This window comes from Streptomyces sp. NBC_00691, assembly GCF_036226665.1.
Classification (GTDB): Bacteria; Actinomycetota; Actinomycetes; order Streptomycetales; family Streptomycetaceae; genus Streptomyces.
In genome coordinates, this window is sequence record NZ_CP109007.1 from 4,518,026 (window position 1) to 4,530,595 (window position 12,570).

Annotated in this window: 8 protein-coding genes; 7 read left to right on the plus strand and 1 reads right to left on the minus strand. The window is 70.8% G+C overall.

Translation table 11 applies throughout. The annotated features are described in order from the left end of the window. The first annotated feature begins 5 nt into the window (after positions 1–5). The 7 genes from OG392_RS20460 (at position 6) to OG392_RS20490 (ending at position 11,707) form a co-directional block, all read left to right on the plus strand. The gene (locus OG392_RS20460; RefSeq protein WP_329281455.1) at positions 6–989 is read left to right on the plus strand and encodes a carbohydrate kinase family protein; all 984 of its coding nucleotides are present in this window, start codon (positions 6–8) and stop codon (positions 987–989) included. Beyond that, on the plus strand, positions 986–4,465 hold the full coding sequence (gene metH / locus OG392_RS20465; RefSeq protein WP_329281457.1) for a methionine synthase: 3,480 nt from the start codon (positions 986–988) through the stop codon (positions 4,463–4,465). Before OG392_RS20460 ends, metH begins: the two co-directional genes overlap by 4 nt. Continuing rightward, positions 4,462–5,322 carry a methylenetetrahydrofolate reductase [NAD(P)H] gene (metF, locus tag OG392_RS20470; RefSeq protein WP_329281459.1) on the plus strand — a complete coding sequence of 287 codons (861 nt, stop codon included), beginning with the start codon at positions 4,462–4,464 and terminating at the stop codon, positions 5,320–5,322. The genes metH and metF overlap by 4 nt, the downstream gene beginning before the upstream one ends. Then, positions 5,315–6,712 carry an adenosylhomocysteinase gene (gene ahcY, locus OG392_RS20475; protein WP_329281460.1) on the plus strand — a complete coding sequence of 466 codons (1,398 nt, stop codon included), beginning with the start codon at positions 5,315–5,317 and terminating at the stop codon, positions 6,710–6,712. The genes metF and ahcY overlap by 8 nt, the downstream gene beginning before the upstream one ends. After that, positions 6,712–7,380, plus strand: coding sequence for a maleylpyruvate isomerase family mycothiol-dependent enzyme (locus OG392_RS20480; protein ID WP_329281462.1), 669 nt, complete (start codon positions 6,712–6,714; stop codon positions 7,378–7,380). Before ahcY ends, OG392_RS20480 begins: the two co-directional genes overlap by 1 nt. A gap of 163 nt (positions 7,381–7,543) precedes the next feature. Further along, positions 7,544–11,245, plus strand: a complete 3,702-nt coding sequence (locus OG392_RS20485; RefSeq protein ID WP_329281464.1) for an amino acid adenylation domain-containing protein — start codon at positions 7,544–7,546, stop codon at positions 11,243–11,245. A gap of 153 nt (positions 11,246–11,398) precedes the next feature. Further along, positions 11,399–11,707, plus strand: coding sequence for a hypothetical protein (locus OG392_RS20490; RefSeq protein ID WP_329281466.1), 309 nt, complete (start codon positions 11,399–11,401; stop codon positions 11,705–11,707). A 66-nt stretch (positions 11,708–11,773) separates the two neighbouring features. On the opposite strand, the gene OG392_RS20495 is transcribed toward OG392_RS20490, so the two are convergent. Further along, positions 11,774–12,520, minus strand: coding sequence for a dienelactone hydrolase family protein (locus tag OG392_RS20495; RefSeq protein ID WP_329281468.1), 747 nt, complete (start codon positions 12,518–12,520; stop codon positions 11,774–11,776). Positions 12,521–12,570 lie beyond the last annotated feature (50 nt).

Genomic DNA, 12,570 nt, shown 5'->3' on the forward strand with positions numbered 1-12,570 from the left:
GGGCCATGCGTATCGCTGTCACGGGATCCATCGCGACCGACCATCTGATGACCTTCCCCGGCTGGTTCAGCGAGCAGCTGCTCGCCGACCGGCTCGACCGGGTCTCCCTGTCGTTCCTCGCCGACAACCTGGAGGTCAGGCGTGGCGGAGTGGCAGCGAACATCGCCTTCGGACTCGGCGTCCTCGGCCTCCGCCCCGCCCTCGTGGGCGCGGTCGGCGCCGACTTCGAGCCGTACCGGGTCTGGCTGAAGGACCACGGTGTGGACACCGACTCGGTGCGCGTCAGCGAGTCGCTCCACACCGCCCGGTTCGTCTGTACGACCGACCGGGCCCAGAACCAGATCGCCACCTTCTACGCGGGGGCGATGGCCGAGGCGCGCGAGATCGACCTCCGCGAGGTCGTGGCGCGCACCGGCCGACTGGAACTGGTCCTGGTCTCCCCGGACGACCCCGAGGCCATGCTGCGGCACACCCGCGCCTGCCGTGACCTGGGGATTCCCTTCGCCGCCGATCCGTCGCAGCAGCTGGCGCGGCTCGACGGCGAGCAGGTGCGGGAACTGGTGGACGGGGCGCGCTTCCTGTTCACCAACGAGTACGAGACGGCGCTCCTCCTGGAGAAGGCCGACTGGACCGAGGCGGACGTCCTGCGCCGCGTCGGCACCTGGGTCACCACCCACGGCGAGGCCGGCGTCCGCATCCGGGGCGAGGGCCGCGAGCCGCTCGCCGTCCCGGCCGTGGAGGTCGCGGCGGTCGTCGACCCGACCGGGGTCGGGGACGCCTTCCGGTCCGGGTTCCTCGCCGGCCTGCTGTGGGGCGTGCCGGAGCGGTGCGCGGCGCAGCTGGGCTGCGCGGTGGCCGCGACCGTCCTCGACTACGTGGGGACGCAGGAGTACCGCCTGCACCGGGATTCGCTCCTGGACCGGATCAGGACGACGTACGGCGTCGGGTGCGCCGCCACGCTCGTCACCCATCTGAGGGGGCTCACGTGACCGTCGTACGGAGGTCCCTGCGGGAGGAGTTCGCGAAGCGGGTCGTGGTGGCCGACGGGGCGATGGGCACGATGCTCCAGGCCGCCGACCCGACGATGGACGACTTCCAGAACCTCGAGGGCTGCAACGAGATCCTCAACCTCACGCGCCCCGACATCGTCGCCTCCGTCCACGACGCCTACTTCTCGGTGGGCGTGGACTGCGTCGAGACCAACACCTTCGGGGCGAACCTGGCCGCGCTCGCCGAGTACGGCATCGAGCACCAGGTCTACGAGCTGTCCGAGGCCGGCGCCCGGATCGCCCGCGCCGCGGCGGACGCGCACACGGCCGCCGACGGCCGACCCCGCTGGGTCCTCGGCTCCATGGGACCCGGCACGAAGCTGCCGACCCTGGGCCACGTCACGTACGAGCCGCTGCGCGAGGCCTTCCAGCAGAACGCAGAGGGCCTCGTCCGGGGCGGCGCCGACGCCCTCCTCATCGAGACCTCGCAGGACCTTCTCCAGACGAAGGCGGCCGTCATCGGCGCCCGCCGGGCCCTGGACTGGGTCGGCGTCGACCTGCCGGTCATCGTGCAGGTCACCGTGGAGACGACCGGCACCATGCTGCTCGGCTCCGAGATCGGCGCGGCGCTGACCGCCCTGGAGCCGCTCGGCATCGACATGATCGGCCTGAACTGCGCCACCGGACCGGCCGAGATGGCCGAGCACCTGCGGCACCTGTCCCGGCACGCCCGTGTCCCGATCTCGGTCATGCCCAACGCCGGCCTGCCCGTCCTCACCTCCGACGGCGCCCACTACCCCCTGTCGCCGGCCGAACTGGCCGACGCGCAGGAGTCGTTCGTCCGCGAGTACGGGCCCGCGCTGGTCGGCGGCTGCTGCGGTACGACCCCGGAGCACCTGCGGGAGATCGTGGAGCGGGTGCGGGGTGCGGCCGTCCTCGACCGCCGCCCCGAACCGGAGCCGGGCGCGTCCTCGCTCTACAGTCATGTGCCGTTCCGCCAGGACACCGCGTACCTGGCGATCGGCGAGCGCACCAACGCCAACGGCTCGAAGAAGTTCCGCGAGGCGATGCTCGACGGCCGCTGGGACGACTGCGTCGAGATGGCGCGGGACCAGATCCGCGAGGGCGCGCACATGCTCGACCTGTGCGTGGACTACGTGGGCCGGGACGGCACCGCGGACATGGCGGAGCTGGCCGGCCGTTTCGCGACGGCCTCGACGCTGCCGATCGTCCTCGACTCCACGGAGATCGGGGTGCTGCGGGCGGGCCTGGAGAAGCTCGGCGGCCGGGCGGTCGTCAACTCGGTCAACTACGAGGACGGCGACGGCCCCGAGTCACGCTTCGCTCAGGTCACGACCCTGGCCAGGGAGCACGGGGCCGCGCTGATGGCGCTCACCATCGACGAGGAGGGCCAGGCCCGCAGCGTCGCCCACAAGGTGGCCGTCGCCGAGCGGCTGATCGAGGACCTGACGGGGAACTGGGGGATCAGGGAGTCGGACATCCTGATCGACACCCTCACGTTCACCATCTGCACCGGTCAGGAGGAGTCCCGCAGGGACGGCATCCACACGATCGAGGCGATCAGGGAGCTCAAGCGGCTCCACCCGGACGTGCAGACCACCCTCGGTCTGTCCAACATCTCCTTCGGCCTGAACCCGGCCGCGCGGATCGTCCTCAACTCGGTCTTCCTCGACGAGTGCGTCAAGGCCGGCCTCGACTCGGCGATCGTCCACGCCTCGAAGATCCTGCCCATCGCCCGCCTGGAGCCGGAGCAGGTGAAGGTCGCCCTCGACCTGATCCACGACCGCCGCGAGGAGGGCTACGACCCGCTCCAGCGCTTCCTGGAGATGTTCGAGGGCGCGACGGCGAAGTCCCTCAAGGCCGGCAAGACCGAGGAGCTCCTCGCCCTGCCGCTGGACGAGCGCCTCAAGCGCCGGATCATCGACGGCGAGAAGAACGGCCTGGAGGCCGACCTCGACGAGGCCCTGACGATCCGGCCCGCTCTGGAGATCGTCAACGAGATCCTGCTCGACGGCATGAAGACGGTCGGCGAGCTGTTCGGCTCGGGCCAGATGCAGCTGCCGTTCGTGCTCCAGTCCGCCGAGGTCATGAAGACCGCGGTGGCCTACCTCGAACCGCACATGGAGAAGACCGCCGACGGCGAGGGAGATGTCGGCAAGGGCACGATCGTCCTCGCCACCGTCCGCGGCGACGTCCACGACATCGGCAAGAACCTCGTCGACATCATCCTCTCCAACAACGGCTACAACGTCGTCAACATCGGCATCAAGCAGCCGGTCTCCGCGATCCTGGAGGCAGCCGAGGAGCACCGGGCCGACGTGATCGGCATGTCCGGGCTCCTCGTGAAGTCCACCGTGATCATGAAGGAGAACCTCCAGGAGCTGAACCAGCGCGAGCTGGCCGCCAAGTACCCCGTGATCCTCGGCGGCGCCGCCCTCACCAGGGCGTACGTCGAACAGGACCTCCACGAGATCTACCAGGGCGAGGTCCGCTACGCCCGCGACGCCTTCGAGGGCCTGCGCCTCATGGACGCCCTCATGGGCGTGAAGCGCGGCGTCCCCGGAGCCGTACTCCCGCCGCTCAAGGAACGCCGGGTACCGAAACGCGACACCCCGCTCCTGGTCACGGCGGAACCCGAGCAGGCGGGCCGCTCGGACATCGCCGCCGACAACCCCGTACCCGAGCCCCCCTTCCTCGGGACCAGGGTCGTCAAGGGCATCCAGCTCGCCGAGTACGCCTCCTGGCTCGACGAGACCGCCCTCTTCAAGGGCCAGTGGGGCCTCAAGGACACCGAGACCATCGAGACGGAGGGCCGGCCGCGACTGCGCGCCTGGCTCGACCGCCTCCAGACGGACCACCTCCTCGAAGCAGCCGTCGTCTACGGCTGGTTCCCCTGTGTGTCCAAGGGCGACGACCTGATCGTCCTGGACGAGGACGGAGGCGAGCGGACCCGTTTCTCCTTCCCCCGCCAGCAGCGGGGCCGCCGCCTCTGCCTGGCCGACTTCCACCGCGCCGAGGACTCCGGCGAGATCGACGCCGTCGCGATGCAGGTGGTCACCGTCGGCTCCCGGATCGGCGAGGAGACGGCGAAGCTCTTCGCCGCCGACGCCTACCGGGACTACCTGGAACTCCACGGCCTCTCCGTCCAGCTGGCGGAGGCCCTGGCCGAGTACTGGCACGCACGGGTGCGCGCCGAGTGGGGCATCGCGGGCGCCGAGCCGGCGTCCCTCGACGGCATGCTCCGTACCGAGTACCAGGGCTGCCGCTACTCGCTCGGCTACCCGGCCTGCCCCGACCTGGAGGACCGGGCGAAGATCGCCGCGCTCCTGCGTCCCGAGCGGATCGGGGTGGAGCTGTCGGAGGAGTACCAGCTGCACCCCGAGCAGTCGACGGACGCGATCGTCGTCCACCACCCCGAGGCGAGCTACTTCAACGCGGGAGGCCGGCGCCTGTGAACCCCACGTATTCGTTCGAGTTCTTCCCGCCGAAGACGGACAAGGGCGAGCGGACCCTGTGGGAGGCGATCCGCCGGGTCGAGGCCCTGTCCCCGGACTTCGTCTCGGTGACGTACGGCGCGGGCGGCTCGTCCCGCGACCGGACCATCGAGGTGACGAAACGGATCGCGACCGAGACGACCCTGCGCCCCGTCGCGCACCTGACGGCCGTCGGACACTCGGTCGCCGAACTGCGGGCGATCATCGGCGCGTACGCGGACGCCGGGGTGCGGGACGTCCTGGTCCTGCGCGGCGACCCGCCGGGCGACCCCCGCGGCCCCTGGACGCCGCACCCGCGGGGATTCACATACGCCCACGAACTGGTCTCGCTGGTGCGGTCGTTGGGCGACTTCCGGATCGGCGTGGCCGCCTTCCCGGAGGGCCACCCGCGATCGGCGGGCCCGGCCGACGACCTGGCGCACTTCGTCGCCAAGTGCCGGGCGGGCGCCGACTACGCCATCACGCAGATGTTCTTCGACCCCGAGGACTACCTGCGGCTACGGGACCGGGTCGCCGCCGCCGGCTGCGACACCCCGATCATCCCCGAGATCATGCCGGCCACCGACGTACGCCAGATCCGGCGCTTCGCGGAGCTCAGCGACGCCGCGTTCCCCGAGGACCTGGCGCACCGCCTGGAGGCGGCCAAGGACGACCCGGCGGCGGCGTACCGCATCGGCGTCGAGCACGCGACCGCGACGGGGCTGCGGCTCCTCGACGAGGGTGCGCCGGGCCTGCACTACATCACGCTGAACAAGTCGACGGCGGCCCTGGAAATCCACCGGACCATCATGAGCGCAAGGAGCGTTGTCCATGTCTGACACCTTCACCGACTACAAGGTCGCCGACATCTCACTGGCCGCCTTCGGCCGCAAGGAGATCACCCTGGCGGAGCACGAGATGCCGGGCCTGATGTCCATCCGCCGCGAGCACGCCGCGACACGGCCCCTGGCGGGAGCCCGCATCACCGGCTCCCTCCACATGACCGTCCAGACGGCCGTCCTCATCGAGACGCTGGTCGCGCTCGGCGCCGAGGTCCGCTGGGTGTCCTGCAACATCTACTCGACGCAGGACCACGCCGCCGCCGCGATCGCCGCCGCCGGCATCCCGGTCTTCGCCTGGAAGGGCGAGACCCTGGAGGAGTACTGGTGGTGCACGGAGCAGGCCCTGACCTGGCCGGGCGCCGACGGCCCCAACATGATCCTCGACGACGGCGGCGACGCCACGGTCCTCGTCCACCTGGGCGTCGAGCACCGGAAGACGGGCGAGCTGCCCGAGGCCGCCAACGAGGAACTGGCCGTCATGCGGGCCCTGCTGGAGAACAGCGACCTCGACTGGCCGACCATCGCCGCCGGCATCCGCGGGGTCACCGAGGAGACCACGACGGGCGTCCACCGCCTGTACGAGATGCACCGCGAGGGCGCGCTCCTCTTCCCCGCGATCAACGTGAACGACGCCGTGACGAAGTCGAAGTTCGACAACAAGTACGGCTGCCGGCACTCCCTCATCGACGGCATCAACCGCGCCACCGACGTCCTCATCGGCGGCAAGACGGCGGTGGTCTGCGGCTACGGCGACGTCGGCAAGGGCTCGGCGGAGTCGCTGCGCGGCCAGGGCGCCCGGGTGATCGTCACCGAGATCGACCCGATCTGCGCGCTCCAGGCGGCGATGGACGGCTACCAGGTCGCCACCCTGGAGGACGTCGTGGAGACGGCCGACATCTTCATCACGACCACCGGCAACAAGGACATCATCATGGCGTCCGACATCGCCCGCATGAAGCACCAGGCGATCGTCGGCAACATCGGCCACTTCGACAACGAGATCGACATGGCCGGCCTCGCGAAGATCCCCGGCATCGTCAAGGACGAGGTCAAGCCCCAGGTCCACACCTGGACCTTCGAGGACGGCAAGGTCGTCATCGTCCTCTCGGAGGGCCGCCTGCTGAACCTCGGCAACGCGACCGGCCACCCGTCCTTCGTGATGTCGAACTCCTTCGCCGACCAGACCCTCGCGCAGATCGAACTCTTCACGAAGACCTCCGACTACCCCGTCGGCGTCCACACCCTCCCCAAGCACCTGGACGAGAAGGTGGCCCGCCTCCACCTGGCCGCCCTGGGCGTCCGCCTCACCACCCTCCGCCCGGAACAGGCCTCGTACATCGGCGTCCCGGTCGAGGGCCCGTACAAGCCGGACCACTACCGCTACTGATGTGTACGAACGACACCCGTGATCCGTGGCTCCCGGACCGTCTGCTGAGGACGGAACGGGACCTGCTGATGCCACTGCTGCGCCGGACACCCGAGGAGGCGTACGAGCTCCGTACCGCGTGCCCCGGGTGGACGGCGAGGCAGGTCCTCGCCCACTGCGGCGCGGCCCTCGTCAGGATCGTCGAGGACCGCCTGGAGGAGGGCGTGTTCCTGCCCGAGGCGAACGCCTGCGACGTCGCCGAACGCGAGGACTGGCCGCTGGGACGGATCCTCGACGAACTGGAACGCGGCCTGACGGAGGCCGGCCCCGTGATCGCCGGGCGTGAGGACGGAAGGCTCGACGCCGTCGCGCTCGGCGAATGGGTCCACGCGGGCGACGTACGGGAGGCCTTCGGCGAACCGGGCGCGTACTGCGGCAAAGCGCTGGAGCTGGCGCTCCCGCTCCTCACGGTGACGAGCCGCAAACGCGAGACTCCGCGCCTGGTGGGAGTCCTGGAGGACGGAACGACGCCCCAGATATCCCTCGGCAACGAGATAGCGGGGCGGCCCCCGGCCACTTTCAAGGGCGACGCCTCCACCCTGATCCGCATCTACGCGGGCCGACCCCTGGTGAGAACCCGCTACGAACTGACCGGCGCGACAGAACACGAACTCCTGATCTACCGCTGACCCACACCTCACACCCCGCCACACGTGCCCGCACCTCACGCCTCGCGTCCCGTTCCGTCCCGGGGGTCCCCCGGGACGGGGTCCGGGGGAGGAACAACTGCCCACGACGGGGAAAGGCGGGCCGGCGCAGCTCGGCGCGGGCGACACACAGAAGGGACCACCCATGCGCACCCTCGACCGTCTGCTCCACGCCGAGACCCTGCACCGCCCCGACGCCATCGCCGTGGCGTACGAGCACGAGACCCTCACCTTCCGGGAGCTCTCGGAGGGCGCCCTGGTCCTCGGCCAGTACCTCCGCTCCCTGGGAGCGAGGCCGGACGAAAGAGTCGGCATCCACATGGAGCCGTCGCTGGAGCTGGTCATCGCGACCTGGGGCACCGTCTGCTCCGGTGCCGCCTACGTCCCGCTGTCGCCCGAGTACCCCGAAGAGCGCGTCCGCTACATGATCGAGGACAGCGCCACCCGCATCGTCGTGACCCAGGACCACCTCCGCGCCCGCGTCAGCGACCTCGCCCCGCCCGGCACGACCGTCGTCACCCTCGACGACGCCGTCCGGCACGCCTGGCGGACCGCGGGTGAGGAGCCGGAGCCGTACGACATCCGGGAGACGGACCTCGCGTATGTCATCTACACCTCGGGCTCCACGGGCCGGCCGAAGGGCGTGATGGTCGAGCACCGCTCGATCACCGCCCAGATGCGCTGGATGGCGGCGGAGCACCGGCTCGTCCCGGGCGCGGTCGTCCTCCAGAAGACCCCGATGAGCTTCGACGCGGCGCAGTGGGAGATCCTCGCGCCGGCCGTCGGCGCCCGCGTCGCCGTGGGTCCTCCGGGTGTCTACCGCGACCCGGAGGCGCTCATCGACAGCGTCCGTGCCCACGGCGCGACGATGCTCCAGGGTGTCCCGACCCTCCTCCAGGCCCTCGTGGACACCGAGCGTCTCGCCGGCTGCACCACCTTGCGCCGGGTGTACTCGGGCGGCGAGATCCTCTCCCGGAACCTCGCGGCGCAGCTCCTCGCCGAGCTTCCGTCCGCCGAGCTGATCAATCTGTACGGCCCCACCGAGTGCACGATCAACGCCTCCTCGCACACGGTCGACCGCGCCGCCGTCGGCGATCCGGCCGGCCCGGCCGCGATCCCGATCGGCAGACCGGCGTACGACACGAGCTTCCACATACGCGACGGCGAACTGTGCATAGGCGGGGTCCAGGTGGCGCGGGGGTACCTGGACCGTCCCGAACTCACGGCGGAGCGTTTCGTCATCGACGAGACCGGCGAGCGCCTCTACCGCACCGGCGACCTGGCGCACTGGAACGAGGACGGCACCGTCCAGTTCGCCGGCCGCGCCGACAACCAGATCAAGCTCCGTGGCTTCCGCGTCGAGCTGGACGAGATCGCGCTGGCGATCGAGAAGCACGACTGGGTGAAGAACGCGGCGGTCGTCGTCAAGGACGAGCCCCGCACCGGTTTCCAGAACCTCGTCGCCTGCGTCGAGCTGTCGCCCAAGGAAGCCGCCCTGATGGACCAGGGCAACCACGGTGCGCACCACCAGTCCAAGGAGTCGAAGCTCCAGGTCAAGGCGCAGTTGTCGAACGCGGGCACCCGTCCCGACGCCGAACTGGCCGGGCTCCCGGCCGTCGTGCTCCCCGGCGGCACCCCCACGGACCGGATGCGCCGTGCGGTCTTCGCCCGCAAGACGTACCGCTTCTACGAGGGCGGCGAGGTCACCCGCGCGGACGTCCTGGGGGCCCTGGCGCGCCGCCCGGAGGGCATCGGTTCGCGGGCCGTCGGCAGTCTGACGGCGGCGGACCTGGGGGAGATCCTGCGCTGGTTCGGTCAGTTCACGAGCGAGGAGCGGCTGCTGCCGAAGTACGGCTACGCCTCGCCGGGCGCGCTGTACGCGACCCAGCTGTACGTGGAGCTGCGGGGCATCGCGGGCCTGGAGCCGGGCACGTACTACTACCACCCGGTCCGCCACCAGCTGTACCTGACGGACGCGGGCGCGGCCGGGAGCGGGAGCGAGCCGGTCCTCGGGCTGGAGTTCCGGGGGCGGCGCGAGGCGATCGAGCCGGTCTACAGGAACAACATCCAGGAGGTCCTGGAGATCGAGACGGGCCACATGGTGGGCCTGTTCGAGGAGATCCTGCCGGGCTACGGCCTGGACATCAGGCCGCGCGAGGACGGCACCTTCGAGGTGGTTCCGTACGACGAGGAGTCCCGTACGCCCCCGGAGACGGACGTCTACGTCCAGGCGCACGGAGCCGGGGTGACGGGCCTTCCGGAGGCCCAGTACGTCTACGAGGACGGCGACTTACGGGAGATCTCCGGCGCGCTGATCGAGAAGAGGCATGTGATCGCGATCAACCAGGCGGTGTACGAGCGGTCCCGGCTCGGCATCACGGTGATCAGCCGGACCCTCGATGAGGGCCGCGCGTACGTCGACCTGGGCCGGGCTCTCCAGCGGCTCCAACTCGGCGGGCACGAACTGGGGTTCATGTCCTCCGGCTACAGCTCGAAGTCCGGCCGGCCGCTCCCCGCGGCCCGTCGGGCGGACGAGATCCTGACGGCGGCGGGGCGTCCGACCGGCCCGTCGTACTTCTTCGTGGGCGGCCGGGTCAGCGAGGAGCAGCGGCTGAGCGAGGGCATGTACGAGGACACCGTCCACATGAAGGGCCCGGCGGAGATGATCCGCGACGATCTGGCCCACCATCTGCCGGACTACATGATCCCGAACCGGGTGGTCGTCCTGGACCGGCTGCCGCTGTCGGCGAACGGCAAGGTGGACACGAAGGCGCTGGCCGACCTGGCCGTGGTCAACGCCGGCCTGCACGGTCGTCCTCACGTCCTTCCGCGCACCCGCACGGAGGGCCGTCTCGCGGAGGTCTGGGCGGCGGCGCTGAAGTACGAGGACGTCGAGGCGGTCTCGGTGCTGGACGACTTCTTCGAGTCGGGCGGCAACTCGCTCATCGCCGTGGCGCTGGTGACGCGGATCAACCGTGTGTTCGACGCGGGGCTGCCGCTGCAGATCCTCTTCGACCGTCCGACGATCGAGAAGCTCGCCCACCAGCTGGACGGGGCGGCCGCGACGCCCGCCTCCCGGCTGGTCCGGCTCCACGCGGCGGGTGCGCGGCCGCCGGTCTACTGCTGGCCGGGTCTGGGCGGCTACACGATGAACCTGCGGCACCTGGCGGAGGAGATCGGCATCGACCGGCCGTTCTACGGGGTGCAGGCGTACGGCATCAACCGGGGCGAGGAGCCGTACGCGACGATCCGCGAGATGGCGGCGGCGGACGTGGAGGCGATACGGCGCCGCCGGCCGGCGGGCCCGTACACGCTCTGGGGCTATTCGTTCGGTGCGAGGGTCGCCTTCGAGTCGGCGCATCTCCTGGAGGCGGCGGGGGAGCAGGTGGAGCATCTGTTCCTGATCGCGCCGGGCTCGCCGAAGGTCCGTTCGTCGGAGACGGGGGGAGCGGACTACGGGAATCCGGCGTTCGTGACGATCCTGTACTCGGTGTTCGCGGGCGCGATCGACCCGACGGTGCGGGCGGACGGCCGTGAGGCCTTCGTGCGGCGGGTGGCCACGGACTTCCCGGCCCTGGACCCGGATCTGATCGGCCGGATCGTGGCGATCGTGGAGGAGACGTTCGACTTCACGTACACCTTCCGCGAGCTGAGGGAGCGTCAGGTGTCGTGCCCCGTGACGCTCTTCAAGGCGGCGGGTGACGACTACTCGTTCCTGGAGAGCGCGGAGGGCTGGTCCACCCGCCCGCCGACGGTGGTGGAGCTGGACGCGGACCACTACAGCCTGCTGCGGCAGCCGGATCTGAACGAGCTGATCAAGAAGATCAGGTACCGGCTGGGGCAGTAGTGCCGACGGGATCCGACCACCGGCCCGGAAGGGTTCCCTCCCTGTCCGCGATCGGTAACGATCGCCCCGGGGGCCGTGATTTCGCCGGCGGGGAGCCTCATCCTGAGCGACGCAGCGTGCAGGAACGCAGGCCGACAGTCACGGGGGAACGCGGTGAAGTTCGGCGTCGACCAGGCCTTCCTGCCGCCCGTGAAGAGCTCGAGGCCGCAGAACCCGATCGTCCTGGCGCCGGGCAAGGAGGCGTACGCGGGTCTGCTCGCCCGGCTGGGCGACAAGGAGGTCAGCCCGCTGGAGAAGGACCTGATCCTCGCCCCGGCGGGCAGGAACGAGCCCGAGGACACGGGCGAGGGCGCTCTCCTCGAAGTGCCCGCGCCGGGCATCCACGTCGACGTCAGGACGGCGCGGGTGTCGTACTGGCGGGCGGACTCGGAGGGCGCGCAGTCGGCCCTCGACCCGCGGTGACGCGGGCCCTGGCGAACGAAGCGGAGGTGTCCTCTCCGCCGCGGGCGGAGAGGACGCGTCCGGCGGTCAGCTCCCGAGGGTGCGGGCCAGGAGGGGGAGCAGGCGGTCCCAGTGGCGCCGCGTCCCCTCCGGGCTGAAGGCGCTCGTGTCGGCCATGGTGAAGCCGTGCGTGGTGCCGGGGTAGATCTCGTTGGTGTGGCGGACGCCGGCGGCGTCCAGGATCTCGTTGAGCCCGTCTAACTCCTCGGGCGTCATGTCGCCCTCGGCGATCCCGAAGTGCACCTCGGCGGTGACCTTCGGGGCGAGGAGGTGCGGGCTGTCGGCCGCGTCCGTGATCAGGGCGCCGGGGTGGAAGCCGGCGACGGCGGCGACCCAGTCGGGGTGGGCGGCGGCGGTGCGCATCGCCAGGACGCCGCCGAGGCAGTACCCGACGACGCCGACGGGCCCGTCGGCGACCTCGGGCCGGTCGGCGAGGAACGCGAGATACGCCTCGGCGTCGGTCAGGACGCGCTCGGTGGTGTGCGCCAGGTAGAACGGCATCAGCTGCTCGAAGAGCAGGGGCCGCTCCTCCTCCCCGATGTGCTCGGGAAGGTCGATGAGGGGTGCCGTGCCCTCCCGGTGGTAGACGTGGGGGACGAGTACGTAGTACCCGTGCGCGGCGAGTTCGCGCGCCATCTCCTCCAGCCGCGGCCGGGGTCCGAAGACGTCCATGTAGAGGAGCACGCCGGGGTGCTGCAGGCCGTCGTCGGGAAAGGCGGCGAAGGCGTCGGCCCGGCCGTCGGGGGTGGGTATGCGCAGGGTCGTGGTGGCCATGGGAACGACCGTAACAGCCATGATCATCCAAGGGGCGGGGCGCCGGGATC